This window comes from Vibrio natriegens NBRC 15636 = ATCC 14048 = DSM 759, from assembly GCF_035621455.1.
Classification (GTDB): Bacteria; Pseudomonadota; Gammaproteobacteria; order Enterobacterales; family Vibrionaceae; genus Vibrio; species Vibrio natriegens.
This window is the reverse complement of the sequence record NZ_CP141822.1, coordinates 811,912-830,104: the sequence shown is the minus strand read 5'-3', so window position 1 is coordinate 830,104 and position 18,193 is coordinate 811,912. Positions and strand designations below refer to the sequence as shown.

General features: G+C 44.0%; 15 protein-coding genes. 7 read left to right on the top strand and 8 right to left on the bottom strand.

All coding sequences use genetic code 11. The features are described from left to right. Positions 1 to 3: 3 nt before the first annotated feature. Both VER99_RS03865 and VER99_RS03860 read left to right on the top strand, forming a co-directional pair. Positions 4 to 465 carry an NfeD family protein gene (locus VER99_RS03865; RefSeq protein WP_020333356.1) on the top strand — a complete coding sequence of 154 codons (462 nt, stop codon included), beginning with the start codon at positions 4 to 6 and terminating at the stop codon, positions 463 to 465. 582 nt (positions 466 to 1,047) lie between these two features. Beyond that, a complete protein-coding gene (locus VER99_RS03860; protein ID WP_014231110.1) occupies positions 1,048 to 1,221 on the top strand; it encodes a hypothetical protein in 174 nt (57 codons plus the stop codon). Between the two features lie 101 nt (positions 1,222 to 1,322). On the opposite strand, the gene VER99_RS03855 is transcribed toward VER99_RS03860, so the two are convergent. From VER99_RS03855 to zipA, 4 genes are all read right to left on the bottom strand, one after another. Then, complete coding sequence (locus tag VER99_RS03855) at positions 1,323 to 1,685, bottom strand: DUF2799 domain-containing protein (protein ID WP_020333355.1); 363 nt, start codon at positions 1,683 to 1,685, stop codon at positions 1,323 to 1,325. 98 nt (positions 1,686 to 1,783) lie between these two features. Further along, positions 1,784 to 3,181 (bottom strand): OprD family porin, encoded by a 1,398-nt coding sequence (locus VER99_RS03850; RefSeq protein WP_020333354.1) that lies wholly within the window; start codon positions 3,179 to 3,181, stop codon positions 1,784 to 1,786. A 509-nt stretch (positions 3,182 to 3,690) separates the two neighbouring features. Beyond that, on the bottom strand, positions 3,691 to 5,703 hold the full coding sequence (gene ligA, locus VER99_RS03845) for an NAD-dependent DNA ligase LigA (RefSeq protein ID WP_020333353.1): 2,013 nt from the start codon (positions 5,701 to 5,703) through the stop codon (positions 3,691 to 3,693). 89 nt (positions 5,704 to 5,792) lie between these two features. Then, entirely contained in the window at positions 5,793 to 6,734 is a 942-nt protein-coding gene (zipA, locus tag VER99_RS03840) for a cell division protein ZipA (protein ID WP_020333352.1), read from the bottom strand. Positions 6,735 to 6,984: 250 nt separating this feature from the next. Here zipA and cysZ point away from each other — a divergent pair, with 250 nt between their 5' ends. The 5 genes from cysZ to crr all read left to right on the top strand — a co-directional run bounded on the left by cysZ (position 6,985) and on the right by crr (position 11,913). Beyond that, positions 6,985 to 7,728: a sulfate transporter CysZ gene (cysZ, locus tag VER99_RS03835; RefSeq protein ID WP_024372734.1), complete on the top strand. Its 744-nt coding sequence runs from the start codon at positions 6,985 to 6,987 to the stop codon at positions 7,726 to 7,728. 164 nt (positions 7,729 to 7,892) lie between these two features. Beyond that, on the top strand, positions 7,893 to 8,861 hold the full coding sequence (gene cysK, locus VER99_RS03830; RefSeq protein WP_061778637.1) for a cysteine synthase A: 969 nt from the start codon (positions 7,893 to 7,895) through the stop codon (positions 8,859 to 8,861). Positions 8,862 to 9,158: 297 nt separating this feature from the next. Further along, on the top strand, positions 9,159 to 9,416 hold the full coding sequence (locus VER99_RS03825) for an HPr family phosphocarrier protein (RefSeq protein WP_005382043.1): 258 nt from the start codon (positions 9,159 to 9,161) through the stop codon (positions 9,414 to 9,416). Between the two features lie 141 nt (positions 9,417 to 9,557). Beyond that, the gene (gene ptsI, locus VER99_RS03820; protein WP_020333346.1) at positions 9,558 to 11,282 is read left to right on the top strand and encodes a phosphoenolpyruvate-protein phosphotransferase PtsI; all 1,725 of its coding nucleotides are present in this window, start codon (positions 9,558 to 9,560) and stop codon (positions 11,280 to 11,282) included. Between the two features lie 121 nt (positions 11,283 to 11,403). Beyond that, positions 11,404 to 11,913: a PTS glucose transporter subunit IIA gene (gene crr, locus VER99_RS03815; RefSeq protein ID WP_014231102.1), complete on the top strand. Its 510-nt coding sequence runs from the start codon at positions 11,404 to 11,406 to the stop codon at positions 11,911 to 11,913. Between the two features lie 484 nt (positions 11,914 to 12,397). On the opposite strand, the gene VER99_RS03810 is transcribed toward crr, so the two are convergent. The 4 genes from VER99_RS03810 to flgJ all read right to left on the bottom strand — a co-directional run bounded on the left by VER99_RS03810 (position 12,398) and on the right by flgJ (position 18,192). Then, complete coding sequence (locus VER99_RS03810) at positions 12,398 to 13,552, bottom strand: flagellin (protein ID WP_020333345.1); 1,155 nt, start codon at positions 13,550 to 13,552, stop codon at positions 12,398 to 12,400. 394 nt (positions 13,553 to 13,946) lie between these two features. After that, entirely contained in the window at positions 13,947 to 15,140 is a 1,194-nt protein-coding gene (flgL, locus tag VER99_RS03805) for a flagellar hook-associated protein FlgL (RefSeq protein WP_014231100.1), read from the bottom strand. 13 nt (positions 15,141 to 15,153) lie between these two features. Beyond that, positions 15,154 to 17,094 carry a flagellar hook-associated protein FlgK gene (flgK, locus tag VER99_RS03800; protein ID WP_020333344.1) on the bottom strand — a complete coding sequence of 647 codons (1,941 nt, stop codon included), beginning with the start codon at positions 17,092 to 17,094 and terminating at the stop codon, positions 15,154 to 15,156. Positions 17,095 to 17,247: 153 nt separating this feature from the next. Next, entirely contained in the window at positions 17,248 to 18,192 is a 945-nt protein-coding gene (gene flgJ / locus VER99_RS03795) for a flagellar assembly peptidoglycan hydrolase FlgJ (RefSeq protein WP_020333343.1), read from the bottom strand. Position 18,193 lies beyond the last annotated feature (1 nt).

The following is an 18,193-nucleotide window of genomic DNA, read 5'->3' as shown; positions in this document are numbered from 1 at the left end:
CCTATGGATTTTATAAGCTTACTTGATGGGATCACCTTTTGGCATTGGCTCGCACTGGGGTTTGGTCTACTTGCTGTAGAATTACTCGGAACCGCGGGTTATTTTCTCTGGCTTGGTCTGTCTGCCCTGTTGGTTGGTATTTTATTGTCTCTGATGCCGATTAGCTGGCAGCTACAATGGTTGTCTTTTGCCACGTTCAGTCTTGTCACCACTTGGTTGTGGTGGCGACGTCAATGGAAAAAAGACGAACAAGATGATCTATCCAGAGAGCTAAATCAGAAGTACAAGCAACTGATTGGACAAACTCTCACAATAGATGAAGACTTTTCTGTTGGAGTGAATAGAATCCATGTTGCAGATACCACCTGGTCTGCCCAAAGTGACCAAGCCCTTCCTGCAGGGACCAGAGTAAAAATCGTTGCTGTAAAGGGTATTATTTTAGTCATCGAACCTGTTGATGATTAATTTATGTCAAAATAATGGAGCTTACATGGCTCCACTATTATTCCCCCTCACTACTTCTTTTATTTCATCACCTTAATTTAATTCCCAATAAAAATTAAGTTAAAGGTTACTATTATTATCCTATCTATAAATTAAAAATTAATATTAGTCTATGTTATAAAATCAAATAGATATTAAAGAGTCTCGTAACTATATTTACTCTATTTTAAAATTAAAAAATTAACTAATCATGAATAATTTTTTGATCTTTATTGGTCTACATACATACTTAATGAATAAGCATTGTCATTTAGTGCTTATATTTTAGGTAAGTAAAAGATGTACTATGAAATATGATATTGTTTTAGCTTAACGATGTGTACCACTCGTCACCATGAGCATATACCAATAGCCGTGATAGAAACATCATCACACAAGCACTAGTTCAACCCCTTAATGCAATGGCATGCTTATAGTGAAATACGAATACTTAACATCCTAACGAAGCTATATTCAAGCTTAGTCTTCTTTTAAGAATTAATCTGGTTATAAATTAATAGTATAGAGACGACTCTATACTCATTAATAAGTATGAGGTTTACCATGAAACGAATTATTACTTTAATTTTTGCTTGCTTGGTATTTTCTTCTCCTATTTCGTTAGCTCAAAATGCCGGTCATGTATTTGGTGCAGGTGTAGACTGCACTTTTAGTGACGGCACGGTTAAGCAACTTCCTCGAGAATTGTGCAAGATGTATGGTGGAGTATTTAAATAAAGATGAATGTTAATTATACGAAGTTTATCTAAGAGCAACTAAGGCACTCAGATAAACTTCATCATCCTCGCCAAAAATGCCGCTTCATTGTTAGGAGTAAACTAGAGCTTGTAAAAGTCAGAGCCGATAAAAGCTTCCCAACCTCTCTGCCACTCAGCTTTAATCATGATTTCTTGAGGTTGACCGCTACACTGTCCATCATAGCGGATGCCTTGTCTACCCCTATCAAAAGCTTTAAACGGGTCACAATACTCCGCTTTACCCGCTTTATAGCCATTTTTATATGACTGCTCATCAAAAGCCACCGACTCTTTGAGCGTCTCTAAAATTCCGTTGTCATACGAGTATCCGTTAGCTCCGAATCGCTCGCCTTGACCATACCAGTATTCTTCGGCTGTTTTAGGATTACTGCTGCATGCTTGTAGAGTAAGAACTAAGACTGAAACTAAAAGAACTTTCTTCATAAAACCACCTAATTACATAATGAAGAGGTACAGTGAAAAACTGATGGCTAAGAACAAAAAAAGCTGGGCGATTGCCCAGCTTCTCCTTTATTCACTAATTATTTTACGCCGAATGGCATAGTTAGAATTAGTTTAAAGTCTGTCTCATCGTTAAATGCGTTTGAGTATGGACCCCAATCTGGCGCATCTGAATCATTGTAGAAGTTAGTGTAGTAGAAGCTAATGTTAGCATCTTTAAGCGCGCCACCTTGAATAGCGTAGTTTGCGAAGAAGCTGTATGCGTACTCTACCAACTCATCGTAACCTGAAGCTTTCGCTCCAGCACCGTATGCACCGCTTAGACCCGCGCTAAACCCGTTACCACCGATGTCAGCAAAGTCACGAGAAGCAGATAGGAAGAACGCGTACTCACCATCGTGGTTAAAGTCAGAACGGTTGTTCCACCAAACGTCGTATGAACCGTTTGAACCACCGTATTGCTCAGTCAGACGGTAAGCCATGTTACCTACTTGACCACGCTTGTCATCAGAGTCTGCTGATGTGTATGTTGCGTCAGCACGGAAGCTGTATTGACCCATTGATTTAGACGTTATAAGCGCTACCTGGAATGCAGTGCTGTCGTATTGGTTGTCATCATCAACTACGTACAATTGCGGAGACCAGTATAGACCACCGTCTGTTGTACCTTTCACTTTGAAATGGAAGTTCTTACGGTCGCCATCAGTCAGGGCACCGTAACCTGCGTCAAAAGAAATGCCGTTGTCTAGCGCGTAACGAGCACCGAATGAGTAAGCATCACCTACGTCTTTACCTGCACCACCCCAGAACGTACCTTCGTTGAACTCGTAAGTTTCTTTGAACCATGGAGCCTTGTATTCATCTGCGTAAACAAAGCCTAAAGCAAGTTTGCCAAAGTTCGCGCCAATTTGACCACCACGGTATGTACCTGGAGCAAATGACCAGTTCACACCTAGCGTGCTAGGAACAGATGGTTGGAAATAACCTAATTTAGCGTTAAAGTTTTCACCGAACTTGAATTTCAGTGCCGCTGACGCGAAAGATACACCGTTGTCAGTTTTGTATGAATCACATGAGTCACCAGCACCGTAAGGAGAATCACAGTCAAAGAAGTTCATTTCGTGTTCAAATGAACCACCTGTATCTTCACCAGCCCACATGTCGAATGTAGAGTAAATTACTGTATCGAAACCGATTGTGTCAGCCACGTAGCCAGAGTGGAAGCCGAGGTTGGCAAAAATTGAGCCGTGGTCTAGGTTTGTAACTTTAGAAGTATCATTTCCGTTTGCATCCATACCCGCGCGGTCACGTGCACGCATAAAGAAGTTAACGTTACCGCTGATAGTAGATTCAGAGAAAAACTCTGAAACTGATTCCGCGTAGGCTGGGCCGACTGGATCTTCAGCCATTGCAGGAGCTGCAACTACTGCCCCCATCATTGCCGCAGTTAGGGCAGATACCTTAAAAAATTTGTCCATGGATAAACTCCTAAAAATAGATATAGCTGTTTTTTTATCTCACCTTTAGTTGGCCGCCGAAGGAGAGAAGTAATTTCGTGGTAAAGCTTCGTTATTTCTAACTGGGCTTTTTTTAGTTCCTGCATACACACCGTGTATAACACGTTATTAAGACTAACTTCGCGACTAAAAACATCCAAATGGAACTTATTTTTTTTCTAAAAAAATATGAGCCACAACAAAGTTCCATATAAGTTATTGATCCAGATCTTACTTTTACAACCCTTACGTCAATAAAGAAAAATAGCTTTATAAATCAATAATATAAATACAAACACAAAACTCAACATGAAGTGCCTCGCAGAGTATGAAACAAAACAATTTCAATCCGCAAAGGGGAGATCTTGATCACTGAAAAGATTAAATCATTCTAATAATAGAAATATTAGAACTTAATAAGAGGCATTAAAAATGCCCCAGAAGCTTAGCTACTGGGGCTTATTAGAAAGGTATTTAGGTTTTGGCTAAACTTAATTCATTAAGTCGAGTAAGTCTTGTTCGGTTTTAATTTCAATTCCCAAGTCTTGCGCTTTTGCTAATTTAGAACCCGCATTTTCACCTGCGAATAAAATATCCGTTTTCTTCGAAACACTGCCGGTAACTTTAGCACCCAGCGCCTGTAGTGCCTCTTTTGCTTCGGATCGCCCTAGTTGAGAAAGAGTACCAGTTAGTACAACCGTTTTACCTTCTAACGGCAGTTCAACACCTTGCTCAGGAGCACTAATTTCTGGCCAGTGAATACCTTGCTCTAGCAAGTCTTTCACTACTGCTTGGTTTTGCTCTTCACCAAAGAAAGTGGTGATATGCTTAGCAACAATGACGCCGATGTCCTGAACTTCAATCAACTGTTCTTCTGTCGCAACCTGGATCGCTTCTAGCGTTTTGAAATGCTGCGCTAAGTTAGCGGCTGTCGCTTCGCCGACTTCTCGAATGCCTAGTGAGTATAAAAAGCGAGGCAATGTGGTTAACTTCGACTTGTCTAACGCATTCACAATGTTTTGCGCTGATTTTGGCCCCATACGCTCTAAAACCGTCAAAATGCCTGCAGACAACTTAAACAGATCCGCTGGAGTTTCGACCATTTCTCGATCAACAAGCTGTTCTATCACTTTATCGCCAAGACCATCGACATCTAACGCTTTACGCGACACGAAATGTTTTAGAGCTTGTTTACGCTGCGCTTGGCAAACCAAACCACCCGTACAGCGAGTCACGGCCTCTCCCTCAATACGTTCGACATGCGAATCGCAAACAGGACAGAGCGATGGAAACACAATCTCGCGCGCGTTTTCTGGACGACGCTCGCGGATCACTGAAACAACTTGGGGAATCACGTCACCTGCACGGCGGATCACAACTTGATCACCGATTTTTACTTGAAGACGTTCAATTTCATCAGCGTTATGCAGAGTAGCATTACTTACCGTCACACCGCCGACAAAAACAGGTTCCAGTTTAGCGACTGGCGTAATCGCACCAGTACGCCCTACCTGAAATTCCACATCATTCAATGTGGTGATTTCTTCTTGCGCCGGGAACTTATAAGCAATAGCCCAGCGAGGAGCTCGAGCAACGAAGCCCAGTCTTTCTTGGATCGCAATATCGTCGATTTTTATAACAACACCATCAATCTCATATGGCAAAGCATCACGTCGCTGTAAAATATCTTGGTAGTACGCTTTGACATCCGCCAGGCTATCTACACGCTTAGTCTCAGGGCACATTGGCAGCCCCCATGACTTAATTTGCAGAAAGCGTTCATAGTGACTAGACGCTAATTCCGCTCCCTGAACAACACCCACACTGTAGGCATAGAAACTAAGCGGACGCGAAGCGGTAACACGTGAATCTAACTGACGTAAGCTACCAGCTGCGGCATTACGAGGGTTAACAAAAACTTTGTCTCCCTTTTGACGAGCCAGTTCGTTGAGTTTTTCAAAACCCGCCTTAGGCATGAAAACTTCACCACGAACTTCAAGACGCTCAGGCCAATCATTGCCTCTTAATTTGAGAGGGATGGCGTTGATGGTACGAACGTTTTCAGTAATGTTTTCACCGGTTGTACCGTCACCACGCGTCGCGGCCTGGACGAGAACACCGTTTTCGTACAATAGGCTTACTGCTAAGCCATCCAGTTTTGGCTCACAACAGTATTGTTTAACACTTTGATTGCCAACTCTGTCTTGTGCTCGTTTGTGGAAGCTGTCCAGCTCGCTGTCGTCAAAGGCATTGTCTAACGACAACATCGGAACTTCATGCTGAACTTCGCTAAATTCAGATAAAGGTTTTCCACCAACACGCTGGCTAGGCGAATCTACTGTAACTAGGTCTGGGTGTTGAGCTTCAATATCCAGCAATTCACGCATGAGTCGATCATATTCAGCATCCGGAATCTCTGGGTTATCTTCCACGTAGTAACGAACGGCATGGTAATGCAACGACTCTTTTAATTCTTCTAGTCGTTGAAGTACTGATTCAGACATATTAAAGCCCCGTGTGTTGTCAATCGATGAGGTTGGGAATCGAAGAAAAAGGGCTCCAATCGGAGCCCTTTTAAAAATTGGTGTTAAGATTATGCGTTCGCCGTCTTAAACTCAACTATTTGACGTCGATAAGCCGCTAATCGGTCAGGAGTCATCAAGTTTCTTTGGTCATCAAGAACATTACCTCCCATGTCGTCAGCAATCTGTTGTGCTGTACGAAGCATCAGGTTGAAGTTCTGTTCCGCTTCACCAAAACAAGGTAGCGTCATAAAGAATGAGATGCCTTTAGTCGTAAACTCCGCAGGGTCTCCATGCTCTAAGGTTCCCGGCTGCATCATATTAGCAACGCTGAACAACACTTTTCCGTTACCCGACAGATCAACGTGTCGATGGAAGATATCCATCTCGCCATAAATTAGGCCATTTTGCTTCATGCTATCAAATAGCTCAGTGCCAACGAATGGTTCTTCACCCGCACAATGCACATTGAGAACAATCACCTGCATTTCTGGCTCAGGTTTAGGCTCTTCTTGCGACTCAGAAACTGCTGCAGGTTGCTCTGCGACATGCATTTCAGCCTTCGGTTCTTCAAACGCTGAAGGTACCGTTTCCTCAACTACTGGCTGAGCTGGCTCTTGCATCACAGGTTCTTGAACTACGACGTCGTCATCATGACTCTTCTGCGCAACAAATGAAGGGATCTCTTCCGGCTCTTGCTTAAATGGCTTGTCTTCCGGGACACCGCCAAGCAAAGGATCCGCCTCAAACTTCGAATCAAACGCATTGTCCATACCGAAGTCTGGTTCTTTGCGGTCTTTACGAATAATTTCAAAATCGTCTTCAGGAGCAGAGGCGAAGCTTCGCTCTTGCTCTACTGAATCTGCATCCCCTTGGTCAACCTCTAATTTACCCAGAGGCTTGTTACCAAATTTCGCTTTGCCTTCCTTCTTACTGCTCCATAAACCATGAAACAGTAATGCCGCAATGGCTAAAACGCCAACAACAATGAGTACGAATCGCAATTCCTGCATTATTTACTCTCAATATACTTGTTTGTACTACTCGCAGTTCCTTGAGCAGCAACCCAAGTGTAATTATTCTGAATGATACGTTTACTTTACCAAAACTATATGGAGGTTTAGAACAACTTAATGCAAGAAGTTCACTTTTTTGTTGTGATTCTTGCCACGATTCCACTTTACGAGAGGCCTTTTGTTAAGGCATTGAAAGAAAAGTCGCGACAGGTACAATGAGTTTTCTTTCTCTCAACACGAAATGGATATGACGCTAAATAATCAGCCAAGAACCGGATTCGGTTATTTCCTGTATGGAATAAAGCTAGCACTATCTCCAAAGATCAGACGCTTTGTTGTATTACCACTATTAGCGAACGTTCTCCTTGTCGGTGGTGCCATTTTTTATCTGTTCTCTCACCTAAATGCATGGATTGAGAACTGGATTGGTCAATTGCCAGAGTTTCTATCCTGGCTAACTTATGTGCTTTGGCCTCTGCTCGCGCTAACCATACTTGCCACGTTCTCGTATTTCTTTAGTACTTTAGCAAACTTTATCGCCGCGCCGTTCAACGGACTGCTGGCTGAGAAAGTAGAAGAATACCTGACCGGACAAAAAATCAATGATGACGGCTTCACTGCTGTGATTAAAGATGTTCCTCGAGTCTTAGCACGAGAGTGGCGTAAACTGCTTTATGTGCTGCCTAAAGCGATTGGTTTATTTTTGCTACTGTTGATACCCGCGCTCGGTCAAACGGTTGGTCCAATCCTTTGGTTTATCTTTACAGCCTGGATGTTAGCTATCCAGTACTGTGATTACCCGTTTGATAACCACAAAATTCCATTCAACGATATGCGTTACAAATTGAAACAAAAACAAGGCAAAGCTTATGGGTTTGGCGTTCTTGTTTCTGTGTTCACCACCATCCCAATTTTGAACCTTATCGTCATGCCCGTTGCGATATGCGGTGCGACTGCAATGTGGGTCGTTGAGTTCAAGCACCAAAGATAAGCTATGCTTTCCCTGAAGCACGGGAAAGGCATCTGCTTTTCCCGGTTCCCTAGCTGAAATCTGGACAACCTAATAAGATATAACTTTTTAATCCTTTTCCCTTTTTTTTAGACCGAATATTCTTCTAACTATATTCACAAAACGTGTAATGAAGGAACATAACTATGAGCAAGATCTACGAAGATAACTCTCTTACTATTGGTAACACTCCCCTAGTTCGCTTAAACAAAGTGAGCAAAGGCAACGTTCTAGCAAAAATCGAAGCGCGTAACCCAAGCTTCAGTGTTAAGTGCCGTATCGGTGCGAACATGATTTGGGATGCAGAGAAGTCAGGCAAACTTAAGCCAGGCGTAGAGCTAGTAGAACCAACCAGTGGTAACACAGGTATCGCATTAGCGTTCGTAGCAGCGGCTCGCGGTTACAAACTGACTTTGACAATGCCTGAATCGATGAGCCTAGAGCGTCGTAAGCTACTTAAAGCACTTGGTGCAAACCTTGAGCTGACTGAAGCGGCAAAAGGCATGAAAGGTGCGATTGCTAAAGCAGAAGAAATCGTTGCTAGCAACCCAGACAAGTACCTACTTCTTCAACAGTTCAACAACCCAGCGAACCCAGAGATTCACGAGAAGACGACTGGCCCAGAAATCTGGGAAGCAACTGACGGTGAAATCGATGTGCTTGTAGCAGGTGTTGGTACTGGCGGTACGATTACAGGTACAAGCCGTTACATCAAAGGCGAAAAAGGCAAAGCGATTACTTCTGTTGCTGTAGAACCTGCAGAATCACCAGTGATTGCACAAGCACTAGCAGGCGAAGAAATCCAACCAGCACCACATAAAATTCAAGGTATCGGCGCAGGTTTCATCCCAGGCAACCTAGATTTAGAGCTTTTAGACCGCGTTGAGCCAGTGACTTCTGAAGAAGCGATTGAGATGGCTCGCCGTCTAATGGAAGAGGAAGGTATCCTTGCTGGTATCTCTTCTGGCGCAGCAGTAGTAGCAGCGAACCGCATTGCAGAACTTCCTGAATTTGAAGGAAAAACTATCGTAACAATTCTACCAAGCTCTGGTGAACGTTACCTAAGTACAGCACTGTTTGCTGGCATCTTTACGGAAAAAGAGAACGAACAGTAATATGTGTTCAAATCAATTTTTCGTCTAAAAAAGCCCCGTTCAGGGGCTTTTTTGTTGATCCCTGCCCCACCTTTGGTAATATCAGGGCGTTTTATTTCTAGCTTCAAAATAAAGAAGCAGAACACAAAAAGGTTTCAAAGTGATTACGCACGCAAACAGTTGCGCAATCGCAAATCTTTTGACTAGTATCAGAACTAACGCGCTTTGAACTCTCCCGTGCTAGCGCACAAGGTATAAAGCAGTTAAGCTCAAACTAGTCACTACTAACAAAAAAATACATTTATTGGGGTATATCACATGTACGAGAAGCAAGTAGAAATCACAGCAGAAAACGGTCTTCACACTCGTCCAGCTGCACAGTTTGTAAAAGAAGCAAAAGCATTCGATGCAGACATCACTGTGACTTCTAACGGTAAAAGCGCTAGCGCGAAGAGCCTATTCAAACTACAAACACTAGGCCTAGTAAAAGGTACTCAAGTAACTATCTCTGCTGAAGGCCCACAAGCTCAACAAGCAGTTGATCACCTAGTTGCTCTAATGGACCAGCTACACTAATCGGTGTCACCTACTCCAAAAGCCATTTTGTGAAAACAAAATGGCTTTGTTGGAAATAGGCTCAAAACTAAGCTAAAACTATTCGTTAGCACACCCATTATTCTCCCGTTTTATAAAGTTGACCAAACTTAAGGTAAGGCTATGATTTCAGGCATCCTAGCATCTCCTGGTATTGCAATCGGTAAAGCACTACTACTTCAAGAAGATGAAATTGTCCTAAACACAAACACTATTTCTGATGATCAAGTAGAAGCTGAAGTTCAGCGTTTCTTCGACGCTCGTGAAAAATCTTCCGCTCAACTAGAAACTATCAAGCAAAAAGCGCTTGAAACGTTTGGTGAAGAAAAAGAAGCGATCTTTGAAGGTCACATCATGCTTCTTGAAGACGAAGAGCTAGAAGAAGAAATCCTAGCACTAATCAAAAACGACAAGCTGACTGCAGATAACGCTATCCACACCGTTATCGAAGAGCAAGCATGCGCTCTTGAGTCTCTAGACGACGAATACCTGAAAGAACGTGCAACTGACATCCGTGATATCGGTTCTCGTTTTGTTAAGAACGCACTAGGTATCAACATTGTTTCGCTAAGCGACATCAATGAAGAAGTTATCCTGGTTGCTTACGACCTAACTCCATCTGAAACAGCGCAAATTAACCTGGACTACGTTCTTGGTTTTGCTTGTGATATCGGTGGTCGTACTTCGCACACTTCAATCATGGCTCGCTCTCTTGAGCTTCCTGCGATCGTTGGTACTAACGACATCACTAAGCAAGTTAAGAACGGCGACATGCTGATTCTTGACGCGATGAACAACAAGATTCTTGTTAACCCATCTGAAGCTGAAGTAGAAGAAGCGAAAGCAGTTAAAGCGGCATTCCTAGCTGAAAAAGAAGAGCTAGCAAAACTGAAAGATCTGCACGCAGAAACGACTGATGGTCACCGTGTAGAAGTTTGCGGCAACATCGGTACAGTTAAAGACTGTGACGGCATCATCCGTAACGGTGGTGAAGGCGTTGGTCTGTACCGTACAGAATTCCTATTTATGGACCGTACTGCGCTACCAACTGAAGACGAACAGTACCAAGCGTACAAAGAAGTTGCGGAAGCAATGAACGGTCAAGCTGTGATCATCCGTACTATGGATATCGGCGGCGACAAAGATCTACCATACATGGATCTACCTCAAGAGATGAACCCGTTCCTAGGCTGGCGTGCAGTACGTATAAGCTTGGATCGTCGTGAAATCCTTCGTGACCAGCTACGTGGTATCCTACGTGCATCTGCACACGGCAAACTACGTATCATGTTCCCAATGATCATCTCTGTTGAAGAAATCCGTGAGCTTAAGAAAGCAATCGAAGAGTACAAAGCAGAACTACGTGCTGAAGGTCATGCTTTCGACGAAAACATCGAAATCGGTGTAATGGTTGAGACTCCAGCAGCAGCTGCAATCGCGCACCACCTAGCGAAAGAAGTGTCATTCTTCTCTATCGGTACTAACGACCTGACTCAGTACACACTAGCGGTTGACCGTGGTAACGAGATGATTTCTCACCTATACAACCCACTATCACCAGCGGTACTAACTGTGATCAAGCAAGTTATTGATGCATCTCACGCTGAAGGTAAATGGACTGGTATGTGTGGTGAGCTTGCAGGTGATGAGCGTGCAACACTGCTACTTCTAGGTATGGGTCTGGATGAGTTCTCTATGAGCGGTATCTCAATCCCTAAAGTGAAGAAAGTTATCCGTAACTCTAACTTCGCAGAAGTGAAAGCAATGGCGGAAGAAGCACTTTCTCTACCAACTGCTGCTGAGATTGAAGCAGTCGTTGAAAAGTTCATTGCTGAGAAAGTTCAGTAATACGTAGTACCAAGTAATTCAATACTTAATGGCCATTAGACGGCGAAAAAAGTCGTCTAATGAGCTATATTGGTATACTATAATTCGACAGAATAAAACTAAACCTTAGGAGCATGACACAATGGGTCTGTTTGACAAACTTAAGAAGCTTGTATCTGATGACAGCGCTGACGCTGGTGCAATCGAAATCATCGCACCACTATCTGGTGAAATCGTAAACATTGAAGATGTGCCAGATGTTGTTTTCGCTGAGAAAATCGTTGGTGACGGTATTGCTATCAAGCCAGCAGGCGACAAAATGGTAGCTCCTGTAAACGGTACTATCGGTAAGATCTTCGAAACTAACCACGCATTCTCTATCGAGTCTGACGACGGTGTTGAACTTTTCGTTCACTTCGGTATCGATACAGTTGAACTTAAAGGCGAAGGCTTCACACGTATCGCTGAAGAAGGTCAATCAGTTAAAGCTGGCGACACTATCATTGAATTCGATCTAGCTCTTCTAGAAGAGAAAGCGAAATCAACGCTAACTCCAGTTGTTATCTCTAACATGGACGAAATCAAAGAGCTGAACAAGCTTTCTGGTTCTGTAACTGTTGGTGAAACTCCAGTTCTACGTGTAACTAAGTAATTATTACTTAAGTTCAAACACGGATAAACGCTGCCAAATGGCAGCGTTTTTTATTGCCTGTTATTTACGTCAGGTCTGTAACTCCAGACTACTGGAACAGTAAATGGTCAGCGTCTCGCCCTGAGATCAAACTGCAGATACTCATACCCCATAGCCTCCTCCGCAACCTATCACGCTTTACATTGGTATCGCGACTGACAGAGATGTTAACCAGAGAATAGTACGGACTTGTTTTGATTAGACTTAGAAGAGAGGGAAAAGAAAAAGCCCCTTTTCCTTTGAGAGAACTGGGGCTAGGTTGGTTGCCAGAGCCTATGTGGAGATCAAGAGAAATGAACACATTTCCGGCATACCGGGTGCAACTTTACATTGAAAATGATTGGCAGGTGAGAGATGAGAGAGCCGCTCATTCTGTTATAAAGTTGCTTGCCAAAAGCCCATACTCGTATCCACGTCTGGATATGTTGAATACAGGCTCGATAAACTACTGCAATAGTGTCATTGCAGAGTTTGGCAACTGTTTCGCTTGAGCAAGAATCGATGTACCTGCCTGTTGCAAAATTTGTGCTTTAGTCATTTGCGTGGTTTCTTTCGCAAAATCAGTATCTTTAATTCGGCTGTTTGAAGCGTCAACATTTTCCTGGATGTTCGCCAGGTTATTGATACTGTGGCTCAAACGGTTCTGTTTCGCGCCTAAATCAGCACGTTGCGAGTCGACATACTTCAGCGCAGAATCCAATACAGAAATCGCATTTTGAGAGCCCTGAACCGTCGTCATATCAATATCTTGTACCGATGTTCTAACTGGTTCGCTGTTTAAGCCTAACTCAGATGCGAGACCACCGGAGATAGAAATATCGCCTTGAACATTTGGATGAGCCACAAAAATCTGTAGCTTGCCATCTTCGCTCACTGACGCGTTAATCATATCAGACTGGCCGTTGATATACGTCGCAAGCTCTTCAATGTCATCACCCGCTTTAGCCGTAATGCTAATGTCTAGATCATCAACATTTCCGTTCTCATCCTTGCCCATACCCGGCAGGGTAATGTTGAGATCTGCTTTAGTCGAATCGACACTCCAATCTTTGCCCTTACCAGATTCAGAGAAGAAGGTTACGCCACCCATACGCGTATCGTCAGCACGGATACTGGTGAGGCCCATGATCATGGCTTCACCCGAGCTAGCACCTATCTGGAATGCCGCGTCACCAAATGAGCCGTTAAGTAGACGACGGCCACCGAATGAAGTCGTTTCTGCAATTCGGTTTAACTCATCAATCAGAGCTGAAGATTCTTGGTTAATCGCTTGGCGCTCTGCCGGAGAGTTAGTTCCGTTCGATGATTGAATCGCAAGATCGCGCATACGTTGCATCACGGATGAGGCTTCATTCATCGCACCTTCAGCCGTCTGCGCAATCGAAATACCATCGTTCGCGTTACGCATAGCCACATCCAGACCACGAGATTGCGCAGTAAGACGGTTCGAGATCTGTAAACCAGCCGCATCATCTTTCGCACTGTTAATCTTATGACCTGTAGATAAACGCTCCATCGAAGTATTTAACTCGTCAGTCGCTTTGTTTAAATAACGCTGCGCGGTCATCGCGGAGACGTTAGTACTAACTGTTACAGCCATTTTGCTCTCCTTTTGAGTTCGCAAGCTTTTGCGAAGCGGCCAGCTTTACTCTCATTTGGATAAGCACTGACCGTAAAAATTACCCGCTAAATCTACCTGGATGCAGGGTTTAGAATTTAGAAATCCATACTGACAATCTCAATACAATTTGTATGCCAACTTATAAGTCACATAAAAATTAAACAACAATCCAATTTGAAACAATCAGTTACATCAACAAAGTCGCCTGCTCCATCCACCCAGTAGCGAACACGAGTCACGTATGTTTGCCGCTTTCGGTAACAATATGCCGCTCAAATACTTTAACGCTGGTTGGAAATTTCTCGCACTTAAGGCATGGCACATAAGGCATTAAAAACTTTCCAAACCATTCAGATAAAGCTGAGTATCGCACCTAGATATAATTAAATAACGTCAGGTCTTTGGTTTTACCAAAAGCTTGTTGTGAGGCTTGCAAAGCACGTGAATTCTCACTGAATTCAATCACGGCTTTCGAGTAATCTAAATCTTCAAAATTGCTCTTTGCCTTGGCCAGCGACAGATTAAAGTCTTCGTGGTTTTGCTCCTGAATATCGAGGGTACTTAACCTTGCCCCGACATCGGTGCGCGCCTTGTTGAGATGAATAAACGCCGCCTGAAATTCTTCGGTCATTTGATGTAATTTCGCTGTTGAGGATGTATCCGAAACAGATTGTTCAGACCATGACATGGCTTGCTTAAAGGTGTCGAAAATATTGAAAGATTCACGCTTTTCAATACCAATGCTGTCGCCGGGCGTAATCTGCCCTTTTACCTGCATTTTTAACTCTTTGTACTCAATGCCTTTCTCAGGTGAAAATTCATCCGCTTTAACGACCGAACCATTACGCTCTAACTGATAGCCAAACTTACCGTTATTCATATCAACAAATGTCACCCGGTAAGAAGCCGTATCTTCTGTGTCAGCATTGGTAGCTTTACCTAACAACAACTCTGAACCGTTCTGCAACTCGTAATTCGGCTGATAATCACCAAACGGGTTAGGGATCTCCATAAACAATTTGCTGCCAGGGTCGTTCATCGGCATCTCAAGCATGTTGGATACTTTCATCTTGCGCTGATAGTCATCACCGGCGTACTGCACACTGCCGTCTTTGTCGCGATAAAAAGGCTGACTTTTCGACTTTGTACCGGCAAATACATAATTCCCCGACTCATCTTGCGCATTCACCAAACTCAGAAAGTTATTGGCAATTTCTTCCAGTTCACGCTTTTTGGCTTGTCTGTCCTCGACAGAGAGCGCACCGTTAATCATTTCCATCGTGAGACGTTTTGATTCGTCAGCGAAACTCTCTGCGTTGGCGATGTTCACTTCGTGGTTTTCTAGCCGGTTACGTACCAAAGTTATCGAGCTTAAATACTGCTGTATTTGCTCTTGCTGCTGACCAATATTCTGAACGTAATGCGCAGCCAAAGGGTCATCACTTGGCTTAAGCAACTTCTTACCCGATGCAAGTTGTTCTTGATTGTGATGAACCTTGTTCTCCTGGCGGCGCAAGTCATTTTGTACGGACTGATAGTTATGGAAACTAGAAATTCGGGTTAACACTTATTTCTTCTCCTTACCTCAGTTGTAAAATGGTGTTGAAGGTATCATTCGCCGCCTGCATCACACGTGACGACGCCATATAAGCCTGCTGAAATTTCATCATGTTGGCGGCTTCTTCATCTAAGTTGACGCCAGAAATGGACGCTACACGTTCTTGTGCGGATTCATGTTCCAGCTGAGCAACCGATGCCAAACGGTTAGCCGTTGCCGATTTCAGCCCCACCTCGGTATTTAGATTGTGGTAAACATCAATCAGAGTGCTTGACTGGCCATCCATCATTTTGTCAGTCTGCAACTGCTGCATTTTCCTCAAGTTGCCGTTGCCACCTGGCGAAGGTACTAAGTTGGCCGTAAATTTGTCGTTCAGCAGTGCGCCTTCCGAGAGCTCAAAGATCGTTGCATCACCATTTTTATACAACGGATGGTTCTTTGGCACTGAAATTTCGATGATTGGATTGTCTTTATCCAACGGATAGTCGTAGTTATCGGACAATAAATTGCCTTTGTTATCGGTAATTTTTAGCCACGCTTTGTCATGTTTTTCGTCCGCAGGCTGTACCGTTACCTCAAACTCTCTAACGTCACCGGCTTCATGAATTTTGAATTTGGCGCTGCCTTGAGCAAACGTGGTAGACGCTTCATAGCTTTGCGCCGCAATGGATTTTGCGTCGTTGGTTTCCATTTTAATGATGGCGGCACCGCTGCGGGTAGGACGTAAAAGTACACGTTCGCCAGTGGCAAGGCCTTCACCAATTTGAACGTTCATACCGTCCAACACGAAGGAAGAATCCGACTGATCGATATCAAGCTTAAGCTGCTCACCCTTAGGGGTCGTGACGCTGTACTGGTCGCCATCATAGCGCAACGTATATTCCCCGCCTTTGAGTGCAGAGATATCATCCACATAAACCGCGACTTCTGCCTGAGAGTCAGGCGCGGCGAACACTCGTGATTGTGCGACCAGTTCCGAGTTAATATCGGTAAACACCTCTTTACCAATTTTGCCATTTAGGTCTAAACCTTGGGATTGCAGCTGATTCACTTTGTATGAAAAACCGGTAGCCAATCGGCCCATCTCATCAAGTAACTGTGGAATGTGCTGGTCACGCATATTGAGAAGAGCACCCATTTTTCCGTCGATGTCGTCTGATTGAATCGCCTTGATGCCGCCACCTTCCACCATCGCCAAACGTCTCTGGAGAACGTCTGGATACCCATCAATCATTTTTAACTGACTGGCTTCGGTGCCTGAGACTAAAGTGTGGCCATTACCAATGTGGACGTTAAACCCTTCCGCATTTTTGCGCGGGGTAACCGTGACCTTGGTGTATTCAGACAGTTCCTTAATCAGCTTCTCATGTTGGTCCATCAGATCATTGTGCGGCCCCGGAGTACGCATCATGAGACGATGAGTATCGCGAATCTCCAGCGCGATCTGGTTAATGCGCTCTATCCCCATATCCAACTTTTTGTTGGTTACATCAGACTGTAATCGAACCGTTTCATGGAAATCGTTCAATGTGTCAGAAAAGATCTTTGACTTCTCAAGCACCACTTTACGCGCGCCTAAATCATTTGGGGTGTCAGACATGGTTTTAACTGCATCAAACCATTCATTGAGGTTTTCAGGGATCTTCTTCGAGGCAACCGAGCTCAGCATGCCTGAAAGCATGTCGAGATTATCTTGGGTATCGGTTTTGTTGGCATTGTTGGTCGATGCCATATTGAGTTCATTGACGGCAAACTGATCCCAAGAGCGGCGAACATTTTCCACATGTACGCCCATGCCATAAGTGGCTCCGCCAAACTGACGCGGATCGTTAGTGCCTTGAACCACAGACTGACGGCTATAACCCTCTGTATTAACATTAGAAATGTTATGACCAGTGGTATTCAATTGTCTCTGAGCGGTAAGCACACTTTGAGTACCTACATTCAGAAGATCCGACGCCATACATGCCCCCAAAAACGAAAAAATCGGTAAAAGTCCGATTGCCTACACAAACAAAGCAAAAGGTATGCCAAGCAAAGAAACAAGTAGGAACTATCGATAAAATAAAGGCTTGCACAATGGCAAGCCTTAAAGATGAGAAAAAACAACGAGGGGCTACATGCTTTCTATTTTCTGCTGCACTTGCAGAACTTTATCCGCGTAGTCAGGGTCAGTGGCGTAACCAGCATGTTGAATGTCACGAATGAATGATTCGGAATCGCCACGTCTTTGCAGAGCGACCTCATAACGCGGATTATCGTTTAAGAATCGAACGTAATCGTTGAAGCTGTCTTGGTAGCTTGAGTACGAGCGGAACGCGGCCGTTTCTTTCACTGGCGTATTGTCATGAAACTCTAATGTCTGAGTGGTGACTTTCTCCCCCTGCCAACTGCGATCCGCTTTGATATTAAACAGATTGTTGCTGCTGCCACGTGCGTTCTTAACTACTTTTTGTCCCCAGCCTGTTTCTAACGCGGCTTGAGCAAGAAGCAGAGATGGCTCAACCCCTAACGCTTTAGCTGCCTTTTCTGCATAAGGCTTCATTGAACTGACAAAAGATTCTGGAGAGTCAAATCGAGTCGGTGTTTGAGTGTCAGCTAGAGTACGGTTTGGACGTTCTAACTCGCCAGATTCAATCAAACGCTGCTCTGTTTCACGTGCTTTTTTCGGGTCAACACGGCGATACTCCACGGCATTATTTGCCGCATCACGCACAGCAGTTTCACTCTTATCGCCGCCCTGTCCTGCTGTCAGCTGAGCGACAATCATATCTGCGAGGCCCATTGAGCCCGAAGCACTCAGTTCACTTGCCATCTGCTCGTCCAACATCTGACGGTAAAACTTTTCGTTCTGACTGTTCATGAAGTTCGACTCGAAACCTTCGTTTGCTTCACGCATCGACTTGAGCATCATTGAGGTAAAAATGGATTCGAACTGACGCGCTGCTGCACGCAAGGCTTCGTGCTCACCATCTTTGCCCTCTTTGACGGCTTTTTGTCTTAGAGTATCGAGTGAGCTGATGTCGTGGATAAAACCGATATCGTTAGGATTCTTAATCATT

Coding starts and splice junctions, on each gene's coding strand:
- VER99_RS03865 (WP_020333356.1), top strand. CDS start 4: ATGGATTTTATAAGCTTACTTGATGGGATCACCTTTTGGCATTGGCTC.
- VER99_RS03860 (WP_014231110.1), top strand. CDS start 1,048: ATGAAACGAATTATTACTTTAATTTTTGCTTGCTTGGTATTTTCTTCT.
- VER99_RS03855 (WP_020333355.1), bottom strand. CDS start 1,685: ATGAAGAAAGTTCTTTTAGTTTCAGTCTTAGTTCTTACTCTACAAGCA.
- VER99_RS03850 (WP_020333354.1), bottom strand. CDS start 3,181: ATGGACAAATTTTTTAAGGTATCTGCCCTAACTGCGGCAATGATGGGG.
- ligA (WP_020333353.1), bottom strand. CDS start 5,703: ATGTCTGAATCAGTACTTCAACGACTAGAAGAATTAAAAGAGTCGTTG.
- zipA (WP_020333352.1), bottom strand. CDS start 6,734: ATGCAGGAATTGCGATTCGTACTCATTGTTGTTGGCGTTTTAGCCATT.
- cysZ (WP_024372734.1), top strand. CDS start 6,985: ATGACGCTAAATAATCAGCCAAGAACCGGATTCGGTTATTTCCTGTAT.
- cysK (WP_061778637.1), top strand. CDS start 7,893: ATGAGCAAGATCTACGAAGATAACTCTCTTACTATTGGTAACACTCCC.
- VER99_RS03825 (WP_005382043.1), top strand. CDS start 9,159: ATGTACGAGAAGCAAGTAGAAATCACAGCAGAAAACGGTCTTCACACT.
- ptsI (WP_020333346.1), top strand. CDS start 9,558: ATGATTTCAGGCATCCTAGCATCTCCTGGTATTGCAATCGGTAAAGCA.
- crr (WP_014231102.1), top strand. CDS start 11,404: ATGGGTCTGTTTGACAAACTTAAGAAGCTTGTATCTGATGACAGCGCT.
- VER99_RS03810 (WP_020333345.1), bottom strand. CDS start 13,552: ATGGCTGTAACAGTTAGTACTAACGTCTCCGCGATGACCGCGCAGCGT.
- flgK (WP_020333344.1), bottom strand. CDS start 17,094: ATGGCGTCGGATCTTCTGAATGTAGGTACTCAAAGTGTGCTTACCGCT.
- flgJ (WP_020333343.1), bottom strand. CDS start 18,192: ATGATTAAGAATCCTAACGATATCGGTTTTATCCACGACATCAGCTCA.